The 15,811-nt window shown below is 41.8% G+C and carries 14 protein-coding genes; 5 read left to right on the top strand and 9 right to left on the bottom strand.

From position 1 onward, the window contains the following. Positions 1 to 310 precede the first annotated feature (310 nt). Positions 311 to 772, bottom strand: coding sequence for an IS5 family transposase (locus tag LC653_RS27745; protein WP_229497883.1), 462 nt, complete (start codon positions 770 to 772; stop codon positions 311 to 313). On the opposite strand from LC653_RS27745, the gene LC653_RS27740 reads away from it, so the two are divergent. Continuing rightward, positions 771 to 1,415, top strand: a complete 645-nt coding sequence (locus LC653_RS27740; RefSeq protein WP_229497882.1) for a dynamin family protein — start codon at positions 771 to 773, stop codon at positions 1,413 to 1,415. The genes LC653_RS27745 and LC653_RS27740 overlap by 2 nt on opposite strands. 117 nt (positions 1,416 to 1,532) lie before the next feature. Here LC653_RS27740 and LC653_RS27735 read toward each other — a convergent pair whose 3' ends face one another. Together LC653_RS27735 and LC653_RS27730 are read right to left on the bottom strand one after the other, a co-directional pair. Next, positions 1,533 to 2,279: a Uma2 family endonuclease gene (locus tag LC653_RS27735; RefSeq protein ID WP_229497881.1), complete on the bottom strand. Its 747-nt coding sequence runs from the start codon at positions 2,277 to 2,279 to the stop codon at positions 1,533 to 1,535. Between the two features lie 155 nt (positions 2,280 to 2,434). After that, on the bottom strand, positions 2,435 to 3,103 hold the full coding sequence (locus LC653_RS27730) for a Uma2 family endonuclease (RefSeq protein WP_229497880.1): 669 nt from the start codon (positions 3,101 to 3,103) through the stop codon (positions 2,435 to 2,437). 326 nt (positions 3,104 to 3,429) lie between these two features. Between LC653_RS27730 and LC653_RS27725 the strand changes: the two genes are divergently transcribed. The 4 genes from LC653_RS27725 (at position 3,430) to LC653_RS27710 (ending at position 6,815) form a co-directional block, all read left to right on the top strand. Then, positions 3,430 to 4,122, top strand: a complete 693-nt coding sequence (locus LC653_RS27725; protein WP_229497879.1) for a hypothetical protein — start codon at positions 3,430 to 3,432, stop codon at positions 4,120 to 4,122. Positions 4,123 to 4,125: 3 nt separating this feature from the next. Then, entirely contained in the window at positions 4,126 to 5,958 is a 1,833-nt protein-coding gene (locus tag LC653_RS27720; protein ID WP_229497878.1) for an ABC transporter substrate-binding protein, read from the top strand. A gap of 222 nt (positions 5,959 to 6,180) precedes the next feature. Then, positions 6,181 to 6,414 (top strand): AbrB/MazE/SpoVT family DNA-binding domain-containing protein, encoded by a 234-nt coding sequence (locus LC653_RS27715; RefSeq protein ID WP_229497877.1) that lies wholly within the window; start codon positions 6,181 to 6,183, stop codon positions 6,412 to 6,414. Then, positions 6,411 to 6,815 (top strand): type II toxin-antitoxin system VapC family toxin, encoded by a 405-nt coding sequence (locus LC653_RS27710; protein WP_229497876.1) that lies wholly within the window; start codon positions 6,411 to 6,413, stop codon positions 6,813 to 6,815. The genes LC653_RS27715 and LC653_RS27710 overlap by 4 nt, the downstream gene beginning before the upstream one ends. Positions 6,816 to 6,961: 146 nt before the next feature. Here LC653_RS27710 and LC653_RS27705 read toward each other — a convergent pair whose 3' ends face one another. The 6 genes from LC653_RS27705 to LC653_RS27680 all read right to left on the bottom strand — a co-directional run bounded on the left by LC653_RS27705 (position 6,962) and on the right by LC653_RS27680 (position 15,778). Beyond that, the gene (locus LC653_RS27705; RefSeq protein WP_229497875.1) at positions 6,962 to 7,144 is read right to left on the bottom strand and encodes a DUF5615 family PIN-like protein; all 183 of its coding nucleotides are present in this window, start codon (positions 7,142 to 7,144) and stop codon (positions 6,962 to 6,964) included. Positions 7,145 to 7,344: 200 nt separating this feature from the next. Next, positions 7,345 to 7,488 carry a DUF433 domain-containing protein gene (locus LC653_RS27700; protein WP_233718585.1) on the bottom strand — a complete coding sequence of 48 codons (144 nt, stop codon included), beginning with the start codon at positions 7,486 to 7,488 and terminating at the stop codon, positions 7,345 to 7,347. Positions 7,489 to 7,588: 100 nt separating this feature from the next. After that, a complete protein-coding gene (locus LC653_RS46410; RefSeq protein ID WP_267923192.1) occupies positions 7,589 to 7,672 on the bottom strand; it encodes a DUF433 domain-containing protein in 84 nt (27 codons plus the stop codon). 60 nt (positions 7,673 to 7,732) lie between these two features. Then, a complete protein-coding gene (locus tag LC653_RS27690; protein WP_229497874.1) occupies positions 7,733 to 13,003 on the bottom strand; it encodes a WD40 domain-containing protein in 5,271 nt (1,756 codons plus the stop codon). Further along, on the bottom strand, positions 12,973 to 14,310 hold the full coding sequence (locus LC653_RS27685) for a P-loop NTPase fold protein (RefSeq protein ID WP_229497873.1): 1,338 nt from the start codon (positions 14,308 to 14,310) through the stop codon (positions 12,973 to 12,975). Before LC653_RS27685 ends, LC653_RS27690 begins: the two co-directional genes overlap by 31 nt. A gap of 610 nt (positions 14,311 to 14,920) precedes the next feature. Then, positions 14,921 to 15,778: an SDR family NAD(P)-dependent oxidoreductase gene (locus LC653_RS27680; protein WP_229497872.1), complete on the bottom strand. Its 858-nt coding sequence runs from the start codon at positions 15,776 to 15,778 to the stop codon at positions 14,921 to 14,923. Positions 15,779 to 15,811 lie beyond the last annotated feature (33 nt).

The following is a 15,811-nucleotide window of genomic DNA, read 5'->3' as shown; positions in this document are numbered from 1 at the left end:
CTTCTCCCACCAGTCCAGCATTGCTTGTTACCTTTAGCACCCGATTTCAATTACTCTACCGTATATGCTGTGCTGTTTGTTAAATCCTTTATCAGTAAGCCTTTCAAGACTTAACGGGAAAAGTCAGGTTGATACATTAGGCCTATTAATGGTTGTCGTTATTACTGCCGCTTTGGTAAGCGAACAAGCACTCCTCAAAACGAGTTTTATCACAACTCAACAATGTACGCGATCGCTTTGGTCGTTTAATTCAGATCTGGGTGGATGGCGGTTATCGTGGTAAGGATTTCGCCCATTGGGTTATTGATGTCTATAGGTGGATTTGGAGTGTTGTTACCCGCCACCAGGAACAGAAAGATGTATCAACGAGTATGTGTCGCTTTCGCCCCTTAATTTTTTTGCCGGAATCGAAACCAACCTCCTTTGATACCATTGTCGCTGTCTCAACTGTTTGGCTATCCATAATGGCTTCGGATGGCGATGGTTCTCGGTTTTGACTCACACGTACCCACAGCCGTAAACGTTCATGAATAATTTGCCATGTTCCATCTTTTCGCCAAGTTCGGAAGTAATGGTAGACGGTTTTCCATTTAGGGAAATCATTCGGGAGCATTCGCCACGCACATCCTGCACACAAGATGTATAAGATTGCGTTGACGATCGCTTGCATCTCAACGCTACGTTTTCGCCCACCTTTTTTTGGAGCCGGGATTAGTTTTTTGAGTATTTCCCACTGCTGTGAAGTCAAATTACTTGGGTACGATGGATTCATGGCTCTCGTAACTCTGTCATACTTAAGTGTTTTTTCTACTGACAGGATACCGTTACGTGGGCTTTTTTACTTTTCAGACATCCTCTTAGAGATAGCTATTAATAATTTAGTAGATGAGCTTCAAAATCCTACTCTTACCCTTGCGACAACAGGAACTACCAGTAGTGGTAAAAGCACTTTAGTAAATCTATTATGTGGAGCAGAAATTGTTCCTGTTGCTGTCAGCGAAATGAGCGCCGGAGCAGTAACCATAGAATACAGCGAATTGAAATCTTCCCAAGACGATGTAATATTTGAAGTTGAAAATGATATTAATGCTTTTGAAGAGTACTTGCGTGCTGCAATTTTTGAAGCAGCAGGTTTTGAATCGTACTGCATTCAAGAACTAAAGGGCTTGATTGATAGTTTTAGGGAAAAGCAAGGCACATGGACGGGGATTGCCAATAATGAATGGGTACAAGAAAATCCACTTCTGTTGGCGGAAATACCACCAGAATTACGATCGCAAGAGTCTAATTTAGAAGTTAGCGATCGCTTGCGCCAATTATCCACTGCATTAAAAAATACTCGGATGCAAGAAGTGCGTAGGCGTAGCCCGCACTTCGACAAGCTCAGTGACCATCGTAGACATCGCATCCTGTGATTGGTGAATCCATCTCTAATCACTACAGCAGATTTTAAGGAAAGTGAAGTATACAACGATTCGTCTCAAAGCCATTAATAAAGCGTGTTTGACTTCTAAATTCTGAATTCTCCTGTATTAAACTTCATCAGCATTTATTCCAAGCTGTCTCAAGCGTTCTGCTAAACGCTGGTTTTTTTGCTGTTCTTGTTCTAATTGAGATGTTAATAACTGCGATTTTTCCTCACCAGTTAGTAATAAATTTCCCTGTGTATCCCACCAACGCAACCAAGGCGCTGTAGTATTTCCATACTGTCCTTGCCAAATACCCAATTCGACACCCATCAAAGAAATCTCATAGTGTCCACGTTCGTTAGCTGTGAGTTGCTGATACCTACCATCAACTAAGTGATAAACCTCAACCGCAGCTTTGCTAAATTCGTAAATGCCATAAAAAGGTACGCGGATTGCTTGCTCGTATACCCAGAATTTACCAGTCATTGGAGTATTATCTCTTTCTTCTGAACCATTTCCAGAAGCGAATTCCAGTACAATTAGGGGAGCGACATATTCTTGCCACAACACATACGAACGTCGAAACTGACCATTTAACATAGGTGCAACATTCGGGACGTAAAACCAATCGGGTGCTTCGGCACCGCGTTCAGGTGGTTCGGTCAAACGCCAGTAAATGCCACAATCTTGACCAATACAATACTGCTTATCTGAGTGAATTTGCTGTAATCTACCTTGAACGGAGTCAGTTAGAAGTATGCTTTGTGGATGTTCTTGAAAATTTTTCACAAAAGTCCCATCCGACTCTGGTAACTCAGTATGGTCGGGAAGGTGAGTAATGCCTAGTTCGGACAGTTTGGCAATAGTCATTGAACTTTGGCGCGAGTGAATCGGCTTATTTATCTTAGCACCGCTCCGACCAAATGCTTGGCGGTGGGTATAGCGATCGCTTTGCCAACACTAAGAGCGATCGCGCATTAAACTAGTGCCAAGAAGACGACTAGAATAAATTTCTTCATTGCTAATCAGCGACTCATTGCAAAAATCTGTTCAGCCGTTAAAGGAATGTTCGGAAACAATCTAGAATCAATTCGATCCTGCCCTCGAAACACCTTTGGGGGTAAATACTCTGCACCTTCAAGTTGGTAGATTGTAATGGTTGGCTGCTTGGGAGAGCCAATGAACCGAATGCCACCAAAAGCAGCATAGTCTACAATGATGTACTCGAAAACGCCTAAGTCTTCATATTCAGCAAGTTTTGTCAGATAGTCGTCCTTCCAGTTATTGCTAACGACCTCAATGACTCCGGGTGGTGGAATATATGCAGCAGCAGAACTAGAGCTAGTTTTCATCCTCTGCCATTCAACTCTTGCAAATATGACAATGTCTGCTTTCCGGCTTTTTTCTTTTTCTCCTGGTGCTGTTTTGAGCCGAACCTGCTTGGACTGGCGCGACACGTAAGGCAGGTCATTTTCTTGGCAGTGATTTTCTAAGTGGGTACACAGTCGCTCGATCAAATCCTCATGATTTGCATTTGGTTCTGATAATGGCACGGGAATCCCATCCAATAGCTCAAACTCTCTGCCTGAACCATCGTCCCAGCCAAGAAACTCTTCAAAAGTCAGTGGTTGTGTGACGGTTGCATACATCGCCCTCGCTCCCTTGCTGACAGGTACTTCACTCAATGCTACCAAGATGTACAGCTTTGTTTATGAGTTCTGGCTGATTTTACTGCCGTAGTTCTGAAATAACAGCTTGAGGTTGGGTAACAAAAGGCAATCGCACTTTTGGTTGGTGTCAGGAGCGATCGCTTTTAAGTTGACTTATTATATCATGTAAAGATTTTTTGGGGTGTGATCGCGCACAGATGCGAGACATTGCTACACTAAAAAGGACTTACGGTAATTACGGTATGGCTTCACTTCAGTTGAGTTCCGAATAAAAACCAAGTACTGTTGAGTTTACTTAATCTATTTGCGATTTACAAAGTTAACTATCCAGGAAGTAAAGAGTTAACCTTATGCTCCCTCCAGGCTTTTCTCAGAGACTACGAGATTTGGAAATACACGTTAGCAAAGACCAAGAACTGCTTAAGGAGTTTGAAGAAGCATTGCGCTACGAGACAAACCCTCGTGTCAAGGCTGGGTATCGCCAGGAAATTGAGCGGCAATGGGATTCACTTGCTCGCTACAAGCAAGAGTACGCTGAACTAGACCAAGAATTATCAAATACTCCAAATGCTCAGATGCAGAAAGTCGAAAGCCAATTGCAGCAGATGGATGCGAAGTTAAACGTTTTACTAAATGGTCAAGTTGCCATTTATGAAAATCAGAATCAAATGCGTCAAGCTCTATTAAACCGCTATGATGCTATCGAACGAGCCATAATTAGTGCTATTACTCAGCAACTAGACCAAACACAATTAGTTTTAATTCAGAACCTAATAGATGCACTGGAAGCAAACTTGATTTCAGAGCAACAGATGCAACAGATGTTAGCAGCATTAGAAGAACGAATTCCTGCTTTGCCTCTCAATAGTGTAGCAGTAGCTGAAATTATCAAAGATCCTGAGCTAGATGCAAAACATAAATTAAAAATAACTCTACCGATTGTGCCGATGCTTGTGGAGTACGAAGGTGAGTTAGAGTTTGGAAGTGGTTTCAACATTAAGTCTGCTTGGGAACACTTAATCGCTAAGTTGCGGAGGAACTAAGCTATGGATGATCAGCTTAAATATCTCCAAGAGCAACTTGCAAAAGATAGGAAGCTATGGAATGAGCTATACAATCAGGAGCGTTGTGAAACAAATCCAAGGCGAAATCTTCAGTTGAAACAGGAGATTGAACAAATAAATCAAAACATGAAAGACCGTGAAAAGCAGATTGAACAAAGAAAGCAAGAGTTAAAAGCAAAGGAAAATCAGCTACAAAACCAGGGTAATAGTGTTGAACCATCACCACCAAAACCAGATGTTTTGCCAAGAGAAAAAAATTCGATTATTAATATAAACAGATATATAAATGTAATCATAAGACCTTTAGTAAAAAGACTACTTATTGGGTGTATAAGTATCGGATTGTTGTTAGCAATATTAGTATTTCAAGGCAGATTCTATTTTTCAAATACTATTTGTCCAAATCGTAAAAACAATAGTAATATAAACTTGTCAATTGTTAAATCTTTAAGTTGTGGTGAAAAATCTCTAATATCAGGGTCTATTTTAAATGACAAAAGCCAGGGGATAGAGGCTTATAAGAACAATGATTATCCAACAGCTATTAAATTACTTGAAACTGTAAGAAACAAAGAACCAAATGATCCTGAAACATTGATATATCTTAATAATGCCAGAATTGAAAAAGAAGAGACACAAGCTTATACAATTGCTGTAGTAGTTCCTATAAGTAGTAACCTTTATACTTCGTTACAAATTTTAAGGGGAGTTGCTCAAGCCCAAGAAAAATTTTTGAGTGAAGAAAAATATCAGCCTAAAATTGGTCTTAAAGTATTGATAGCGGATGACGCAAACGACGTTAAGGAAGCTCAAAAAATTGCAAGCATTTTAGTAGAACAGAAGCATATACTTGCAGTCATAGGTCATTATGCTAGCGATCTTACTCTTAAAACGAGGGATATTTATGAAAAGGGCGAGTTAGTATCGGTTTCTCCTGGGAGTACTTCCGCAGAACTTCCACGTCCAAACGATCATTTTTTCTTCCGCACAATTCCCTCTCTTGAGCGAAACACTATAGCTGTAGTACGTTATCTAGAAAGTAAAAAAATTAATAAAGTGGCAGTTTTTTACAATCCATCCAGTAACTTCAGTAAATCCTTTTTAGATAAATTAAAAAAGAATTTCTCTGACTTTAATATAGATATTATAAATGAGTTAGAAGAGAAAGAGAAAGAGAAAGATAAATATAAATATTTCCATTTATTTCATTTATCTAACCCTTTCTTTAAGCCAAGCAAAGCTATTAAATATGCAAATGCTAAAGGGGTTAAAGCCTTTGTCGTTATTCCTGATGGAGGAACCACTGACTATAGCCTACGTAATACCTTCAAATTAATTAAAGCTAGTCCTAAAGATTTTGTGATAGTAGGAGCAAATCCCCTTTTCACTGATGAAACACTTCTGCTAGGTGAAGATGTTATAGATCGTTTAGTGGTGACTACTCCGTGGATACAAACAACAGTTTCTCAATCCAATTTTGCTAATAAAGCCAAAGAATTATGGCAAGGTAGAGAAATTAGTCCTTGGGCTGTGACAGCTTACGATGCTGCTGAAGTCTTAATTCAAGCCTTATTTACAAATATAAAAGAAAAGCCAACACGTCTAAATTTACGAGATAACTTAGCAAATCCTAATTTTTATGCTAAGGGAGCTGATGAGACAGATATAATCAAGTTTGAGAATGGTAATCGTAAAAAGGAAAAGGTTGAATTAGCCAAAATTATCAAGTCCAAGTGTTCTGAGTTTGGTTACAGTTTCGTTCCTGAAGAATATCAAGAACAGCAAATAAAACAGTTAGAAAGTAGTTGCAACTGATGATTTATTTAGTTATATAATCATTGCTTCAAACCTGATTCATCACCTACCAGAACAGAAGGCGCGTTCGCCTCTGGCGTTGGCGGAGCCATCGCGTTTTAATCGTCTCACAAGATGATTAAAATAGTGGGAAATATGGAAAATAGAAATGCAGGAGAGCTATTAGCTAAACACTTCAACATTAACATGAGGACATAAGAACGCTTGAAGAACAAACACACTATGCGGATTACACCTGACGGTCAGATTACCATCCCTCCTGAAATCCGAGAGGTGCTAAACATTTCTCCCGATGTAGAATTAGCGTTTGAAATCGAAGGCGATCGTCTCTACCTCAAGAAAATACAACCTACCGATAAAATCTCAACCTGGATTGACATCATGCGGGGTTGCGCTGCTGGAAACCTCACCACTGACCAAATTATGACCCTCACCCGTAGCGACGACAATCCATGACCGTCTTGGTAGACAGCAACGTTATCCTCAACATTCTTACCAACGATCGCAACTGGTTTGATTGGTCTGCCCTTCAACTGACAACCTATGCCCGTCAAGACCAACTTGCCATTAATCCCATCATCTACGCTGAGATTGCCATCGGCTTTCCTAGAGAACAGGAACTCATCACTGCATTGCCGGAAGATATATTTCAACGTCTGCCTTTACCTTGGGATGCGGCATTCCTAGCAGGTCAAAGTTTTCTTAACTACCGTCGTCGTGGTGGCGCAAGAACCTCCCCATTGCCTGATTTCTACATTGGTGCCCATGCTAGCACTGCTAATTTGCCTCTCATTACCCGCGATGTCAATCGCTATCGCACCTACTTTCCCAACGTTAGGCTCGTTTCACCTGAATAGCCATTAAATTGAACGAGCAAACACATTAGTACAACAAGGCAAAAGTAAAAAGTAAATTCGATAATCAAATACGCTATCACCTACCAGAACACAAGGCGCGATCGCCCTTGAGACTTACCTTAAAGCCTTTAACAGATTACACTATATCATTCCATCTCAAAATCCTTATCTGATGTCAAGAGAATTGCACCTTCATTATTAGCCAAGTTCAAAACTTCATCGTCAGGAATTCCTGGTTCCATTTCCACAACATACAAAACTTCGTGATCATCCAGCCGCAGACGTTCAACGATTTGCCAATCTAAATTTTCGTCCCCTAAAAACTTCAAGAAGCTTTCTCAATCGTTGGATAAACCACATCATACCGCAAAGCTTGAGCCGCAAATGCCAAAGCTGCTTTAATATCATGTCCGCTTGATTACTTATTAAACCCGAAGAACCCCACCCCGCCAAAGCTACGCTTTGTCTCCCCTCCCCGCTTGCGGGGAGGGGATTAAGGGGTGGGGTGCAATGACTGTGGAAATCATAACTAATTATACGGACATGATATAATTCCTTCATCGGTAAGTCGCGGATGCGCTTCGAGTATTTGCTGAGGTGTTTCACCCGCAGCAAGCTTTTCGAGAATTAATTCAACGTGAGTTCGACAAGTCTTATTTGACCTCTCCCCCAGCCCCTCTCCGTGTCGGAGAGGGGAGCAAAAAGCTTAATTTTTCGTTGCTCTTCCCTTTCTGTTTCCCAGAGGAAGGCAGTCCGGGAGAGGTTCATCGAACTCACGTTAATTCAACTGTAATACGAGTTCCTGAAATGACAGGTTTGCCCATCATTATTTTTGGATCGGATACGATTTTTTGCATGAGTTAGGATTTTTTGGATAGATAATTAATATATATAACGCCTTTCATCATTCTTCTCCATCACCTACTAGAACACAAGGCACGTTCGCCTTTCATCACCTTCTGATTAGTCTGCAAATAATCATGTAGCAAATTGCAACCCCGTGCCAGCAATTTTTCCAGTTCGATATCTGCCAAATTCTGGAAAATCACTGTACCATTACCACTACCCGCAGCCAGAGTCTTGCCGTCATTACTGAAACTGACGCTGGTTAACTCTTGCTTATCACCTTTCAAAGCAATCAGCAACGTCCCTTCTCGGTTCCAAATTCTCACTTTGTCATCACTGCTAGCTGCCAAAGTTTTACCATCTGGGCTAAAACTCACACTGATGAAACTATCGCCATCCCCTGTAAGATTATTTAGCAGATTCCCGTCTCGGCTCCAAATCTTCACCGTGTTATCAATACTAGCTGAAGCGATCGCTTGACTATCAGGTGTCCAAGCAACCCCATTTACCCGGCGACTATGACCATTTAAGCTGTATAGCAATTTACCATCTAAATTCCAGATTTTTACTGTTTTGTCATCGCTGGCTGAGGCTAGCAACTTGCCATCAGGACTAAAGCTTACCCAATTCACCGCATCTTGATGTCCCTGCAAGGTGTTAAGCAGTTTACCGTCGAGACTCCAAAGCTTTACTGTTTTATCTTTACTAGCTGAGGCAATTACTTGACCATTAGGCGACCAAGCTACACTCAAGACGGTATCATTATGACCCTGCAAGGTGTTGAGCAGTTTACCGTCACGACTCCAAAGCTTCACCGTTTTATCTTTACTAGCCGAAGCGATCGCTTGTCCATCTGGGCTGAAACTAACACCCCAAACTTGACCTTCATGCCCAGTGAATGTACGGAGTAGTTTACCGTCTCGACTGAAAAGTTTTATAGTTTTGTCTCGACTTGCTGCTGCTAAGGTGCGATCGCCTGGGCTAAAACTGATGCTAGTTACCCAGTCATTGTTATCGGCTTTGGGCTTTCGCTGTAACACGCCCTCCAAATGCCAGAGTTTAATAGTTTTGTCCCGACTTGCAGAAGCCAAGGTGCGACCGTCTGGGCTGAAACTGACGCTATTCACCCAATTATTATGTCCCTTCAGGGTTGCCAGCAACACACCTTCAGAACTCCAAAGTTTGATTGTCTCATCGGTACTTGCGGAAGCGTAGGCGTAGCCCGCCGTAGGCATCGCTTTCCCATCACGGCTAAAAGTGACGCTGGTAACTCCAGCACTATGCCCCGATAAGGTTCGCAGTAGCTTACCTTCCAGATTCCACAGTTTGATTGTCTGGTCTAAACTAGCAGAAGCGATAAGCCCGTAGGGCATGGCTTCGCTTACCGCTTTCCCATCGGGCGACCAAGCTACACTTAAGACTGCATCATCATGTCCCCGTAAGGTTTTGAGCAGCTTACCATCCCGACTCCACAATTTCACCGTCTTGTCAGCACTCCCAGAAGCAATGGTTTGTCCATCAGGCGACCAAGCGACACTTAAAACTGCACCATCATGTAAGAGCAAGGTTTTAAGCAGTTTACCATCCTGACTCCACAGTTTCAGCGTCTTGTCGCTACTCGCCGAAGCAATAATCTGACTATCTGGGCTAAAACTGGCACTATTCACCACACCCTGATGCCCTAAGAGAGTAGCAAGCAGTTGACCCTCTCGACTCCAAAGTTTCACTGTCTTATCTTGACTGGCGGAAGCAACGATTTGACTATCTGGGCTGAAACTGACGCTATTAACTACATCTCCATGCCCCGATAATGTTTTGACTAAGCTACCATCGGGATGCCAAAGTTTGATTGTAGTATCCGCACTGGCTGAGGCAATTAAAGAGCGATCAAGGCTAAATGTAACACTATTTACCCCAGATATATGCCCTTCTAAGCGGTTATATTCTCTTAACCCAGAAACTGCTTGATATAGTGCCGTCTGTACTTGCTCTCTGGTATTGGAATCTACCCAGATTGTTTGTTGTAATTTTCTCCCTGCTTTTAAACCTTCTTTTAAAGCATCAATACCTTTTTGGGATGCAAATAAGGCTTCACTAGATGCACTGAGGGTTTTAATTTCGCTATCAACTGCTGTGACAATGGAAACACTTAATCCCAATATGGCGAGAACAGAAGCAGTAAGTGCAATTTTCAATGAACGATTTAATTGAGCTTCACTCAGCCTTTGTTTCTTTTGACTTTCTGCGAGTTTAGCTGTTAATTCTTTTTCTTTGAGTTCAGCTCGTAATTGCTCAATTTCTAACTGACTTAATTCTTCGCGCTTGTGTAACTCACGCAATTCTGTTAATAAATCCAAACCCTGTTGGGGATAAGGATCTACTAATTGCGATCGCTGCTCATTTTGACTAAGTTCGCTCTTAAGTCGCTCAATCTCAGCTTGACTCTGTTCTACTTTGTAACGCAACTGGTTAAGTTGTACCTGTAAGCTCGATTCTTGTTGTTGCAGGTAGCGAATCAAGTCTACTAGATAATCGTGAATCAGTTGATAGCGTTCTGGTACATCAGGGAATAGTACCACTAAACCGGAGCTAACTAAAATCTCTAATACTAACTCTAATTTGCTAACATCTTCTAATTCTGCTAGTTGCGCCGCTAACTCAGCACGAGTTTTAAAAGGTCGGTTGTTACTTTCATCTGTTAATAAATATAAGACGAGTAACGCGGCTCGTTCATTTTCTGGGCCGCAGTCTTTAATCAGTTCCTTAAGATATCGCTCGATGAGTTTGTTGGGTCTATATGGCTGATATTCTTCTAAGGTAGTAATTCGCTCATCTTGAATTTGCGCTCCGACAACTTGCAATTCAATGGGGCGGACTTCTCCAAATCCTGTGGATAAATCTTCGATTAAGGCATCAATTAAAACAGGCTCTAAATTAAACTGCGATCGCTCTGTCAATTTTCGGATAATTGCCTTAGCATATTCTGGCGAAAAATTATTTAACTGGTAGCGAATATGCTTGTCGAGAATATTATTATTAATCGCTTCTAGTGCCGAAACATGTTTAAAGTCTAATAAACGGTGTAAATAATCTTCTCGTAAAGAAAGAATAACTTTAACAAAGGGTATATTCAGGCAGTCGCTAATAAATTTATCAAATTCTTGCTTTTGATTGCGATCGCTATAACCAAAGAAAAATTCTTCAAACTGGTCAAAAATTAAAACTGTGATCAGATGGTTATCAGCATTTTCTTTTAGTTGTTGTAAAATTTCAAAGATGGTGATGGGTGTGTCAGAGTAGGGCAAAGCTTCCGATTCAATGGCTGCTTCTGGCATGATGTCAGCATAGATGGCAAGGGATGCGTCATTAGACATCGCCTCACTTAAAGATTTTCCTAATTCCCGCGCCCAATCGCTGTAAACTTGCAGCACTACGGGTACAGCTATTTGATCGCCAATAGCTCGATTTTGCAGTGCTGGAACTAAACCCGCAGTTACAATAGAACTCTTACCTACCCCTGATTGACCGTGAATCACCGTCAATTTTCGATCAGCGCGGCTAATTCTCCCAATTAAGTTATTAATATCACGCTCTCGGCCAGAAGCCGCAATTTCTAAAGCAACGCTGCTACTTCCAGAAGGTGACATCAATGCTGGGTTTGTCGCCTGTCTTTGCGGTTGCAAGCGTCCCGCACCGATAAAAGCCCGGAAACCATACTGTTGCTCAACAGAACGCCGTTTCTGCCGAATGTAATATGCTTCCAAATAACGCCCTTCTTCAAAATAGAGCGATCGCAGTGTCCGCAATAAGCGAATATAACGATGGGCATCGTATTGATGGGCACTGCTTTCTAAGGCTGCTGGTAGTTCTTTTGTCGCCTTGTCTAAGTATTCACGGGCTACTTCTAACTCACCTAAATTTCGCTGTGCTTTCGCTAAAACTAAATAGTAAATTTGCCCCAACAGTAATGGAAATAAGCAGTTATAAGGGTTATTGTGCTTTTGCGCCTCACCTAATTTCAGCAGTGATACGTGTGCTAATATACTCGCCTGTACCCACCGCGATTGCTGCACAGCCACTTGCGCCAGAAAACCGTAGTCACAAGCTAATTGGATTTGACTACCATAAGTTTGATGCAACTCCAGAGACTTTTGAGCAACCGTCTGCAATTCTTGCCACTCTTGCAGATATTGCAAAACTTCAGCGAGTTGACTAATAAATCCAGCAACTATGTCTGGACGCCCAGCCACCTGTAAGATAGTCAAGCACTGCTGAAAATAAGATTTAGCTGTGTACCAATGACGGCGATTTTCTGTTTGATTTTGCTCTGCTAAACGGCAATAACATAGCCCAATATAAAACAGCAAAACTCCCTGTCGCAGAAGTAGTGGAGATGGGCGATTAGGAGGCGTAGAAGAAGAAAATACTCCCTCATCCCCCAAAGAAGAGGACGCAGAGAGTAAGAATGTCACCTCATCCCCTTCATCCCCCTCTGTTTTTTTCTTCAATTTTGAATTTTGAATTTTGAATTTTGAATTGATTTCTCCCTCATCCCCTTTCTTCGCCAACTGCTGCCAAACTTGCAAGCTTTGCTGAAAATGGTTTAAAGCTGGATTAATGCGATCGCTAATATAATCATCTAGACCAAAAACAAATTCTAAACTAGCGTGTAATTCTGGCTCTAAGGTAATACCACGATTGTGCAACTCTCTAATGGCAAAGTGGAGTTCATAGCTATTTTCCCAGACTTGCTCCACAGTGAAATAATGCTTTGCAACTTGAGGAGGTTGGTGTTGTGCAGAATCGGTTGGTAACACCGTCGCAAATAAAGAGTCAGTTTCTTGTTGCAAAAATTGCAGCAATGATTCAGTTGTCATCTCAAACCGAATCGGTGTCGCCGCCCAACTAGCGAAATCTGGCGCTAAACGCACAACCTTTTGCAACACTTCCTCATTCATCCACACAATCATCGGAAATGGGTGGCGCTTGCGAAATTCATCACGAATATGATTAATAGACCTAAGTAAATCATCAAGTCCATCTACTGACTCTAAACCCAAAATCATCAACGCCGATGGCGGATTTTCTTCGGTTAGCAGTTGTAAATGAATACTTGTGTAAAGGCTTCTAGCATTATGCGACAGAACAACCTTTTGAATTCGGTGTACTCCTGAAGAGAGTTCTTCGAGTCGTTGCAGCATTCGCTCTTGCAAAACTCGATAATTGCAGCATACCAAAACCAGGGAGAATTGACCGCTAGAAAGGGTAATTGCTCTCCCCAAACTTCGTAAAGCACGCTCGTTAGCTGCTCTTATATCTGCTTGCGGGTGTCGTTCAACCATGATTTAAATTTTTCCGTCTCTGCTAAAACTGGGTTGACGGCAAACCAAGCTCCCTGATGATCGCGGTATTCAAATACAAATAAACTTCGCAATAGAGCGTGGTATTGTATATCACCTCTGACTCTCTGCTGTTGCACCACCTGAAAGATTAGTTCCCACTCATGAGGATCGATGGCGTTGGCTCGGTAATCGCGCTGTCTTTGAATTACCAATTCAACACAATCCCGCTCAAAGGGTGGATCTTGTTCTCGCAGACAATCAAACAACAATCCTAGCAAGTCGCGTACATGACCACCACTAATCAGGCACAATCGATCTAAGGTTTCCAGACTATCAAACACCTCTGTAATTAAGCCTAACCGATCGCTAGGCAGAATGTCTGGAAAAGCTCTAGCTAGTACCATTTGCTGCATCATTGCTAGCCCTTGGGTGAAAATCTCCCCTGAGCGCAAACGTACAGGTATCATCGGTAAAACTTTTGGTGCAACTCCTCCCCCTAAACGATGCTGAAGTTCGGCGCTATCGTTGGAGAAAGTCAGGGCTAAGGGAATAGTGTAGACTACATGACAATTCAGTTTGCGTAACTGTTCACCCCGCTCAATAAATAAGTATTCTGGCAGCGATCGCCCCGATGGTAAAGGTCGAATTGCGACTCTATCCAAGTTATCAACAATGACCACTAGTCCTTTTTTACCCCTGGTTTTCAGTTCCTTATTGGCACGTTCTAGCAATTCTTGATTAATTGACTGTAAAATATTTGCTGTTCGCGGTTCGAGATAATCTCTTAACCGCCGCCGTAATTGGGGACTTTCTTTAGTTTTAGCTGTAATTTTGCCAATCCCCACAGACAACTCTGCTTCTACCCCAAGGTCAATTGGCGTTTGCAGAAAATCCACAAGTTCACCAAACAACTTGGTAAAGTAGGTAGGTTTGAGCCTAATTTTCATTGCTTCTAGGCTTTGACTCACCTGGCCTGCGATCGCCAACAAAATATCAGTCACATCCACATCTGCCATTTCTAAGACATGGGTAGACTCAAAGTAAACTACATGAAATTGCTGCACTTCTAACTCAGCTTTGAGCCGCAACAACTCTGTTGATTTTCCACAACCGAGATGTCCTGTAAATAGTTGACAGGTTGGGACATCCGGCGATATTTTAGCGATCGTGCGCTGCAAAGCCTCAATGATTTTACCACCCCGCACCGCAGCAAAATCGATATAGTATCTGCGATCGCTGGCATTTCCTATGATTAGAGGTCTGCTCGGATTGCAAGCCTGATAAAATCTTTCTAAATCTAGGAGCATAACTAATCGAGTTCACTCAGGAATAGGGATGACAAAATTTATTGACTAAATATATTGGTTTTAGGGAATTGAACCCTTAATTTAAGTACATTTCACCCAAACTACTAACTAAACTAGCAGCATTCAGGATAATTGTTCATATATAAGTTATATGTAGCACATCGCAATGCTGATATTTGATTTTAAGTAAGCAGAAATACTAATATAAGTACAAATAGCAAAAAATCCTTACCTTAAATAAGGTACTCTTATGAATATTAAAAATATCCAACACAAAAAAAGGTACTGTGAAGTACAATTTTCTAGTGTTTTTGAATATAGAGTTTTGTTACAGCAATTTTGAGCTTAATCTCGTTGCTAAATCATGATTTTGTCAATGAAAATCATGATTTTGTCAATGAAAATCATGATTTTGTCAATGAAAATCATGATTTTAGCAACAACAGCTATTGCATTCAGGGTAACGACCTCTGAAAAACGGGAAGTAATCTAGGACTTACGCACTGAAGCCTGAAACCTAGATCCCCCCTAGCCCCCCTTAAAAAGGGGGGAACTTCTAAAGCCCCCTTTTTAAGGGGGTTGGGGGATCTGAGTGCGTAAGTCCTGTAATCTACAAACCCATTGAGTATAAAATAACGCGATCGTGCAGCTTGTCGGGCAAAATATGCTTCAGCACAGCTCCAATTTTGGCATCTAGTCCAACAAGATAACGTGTCTTGGGTTGTTTTGCAGTGAGCGCATGGACAACAGCCTGAGCGACAATATCCGCAGAAATCCCCCTAGATGCGATAATCTGCATTTTCTCACGGACAATATTCATTGCCTGACCGTAGAGATTTTGTGCTGTTTGGGATAAATCGTGCTGTGCTATTTCAGATTGACTTAAGGACTTTTCCCAGATTGGGGTAGCGATGGAACCAGGTTCAATAATTGAAACCGAGATTCCCCAAGGGCGTAACTCCATCCGCATCACATCATTAAGTGCAACGAGCGCAAATTTGGAAGCATTGTAAGCGCCCAGGAACGGCGTAGGGCTTCTACCAGAGATGGAACCCATATTGACAATTCGGCCCCGATTTTGGCGTAATAGACCAAGAAATGCTTGTGTCACAGCTAATTGTCCGGTAACATTAACCTGCATCTGGTGTTGAAATTCTGCGATCGCTAATAATTCCAACGGGCCAGGGACAGCAATTCCGGCATTATTCACTAAACCTAAAATCCCCGCACCACCGACTGCCTTTGTTACCTGATCAACAGCAGCTGCGATCGATTCAGCGTCAGTAACATCTAAAAAAATCGGAATGAGTCTTTGTGACCCTTTCTGTTTAAGTGTTTGAGCATCAATATCTTGACGCACGCCAGCAAAAACAGAGAAGCCCAACTGGTCTAAAAGCAAAGCACACGCCTGACCAATTCCTGTTGATGCTCCTGTCACCACTACTGTGCGTTGATTTCCTGCAACCATTAACCCTCTCCGTATCATGATAAAATTACTGTG

Origin of the sequence: Nostoc mirabile CHAB5784 (assembly GCF_020829645.1) — a bacterium.
In the GTDB taxonomy this organism is placed as follows: Bacteria; Cyanobacteriota; Cyanobacteriia; order Cyanobacteriales; family Nostocaceae; genus Nostoc; species Nostoc mirabile.
Note: the sequence above shows the minus strand (reverse complement) of the source record. Positions and strands in the feature narration are given on the sequence as shown.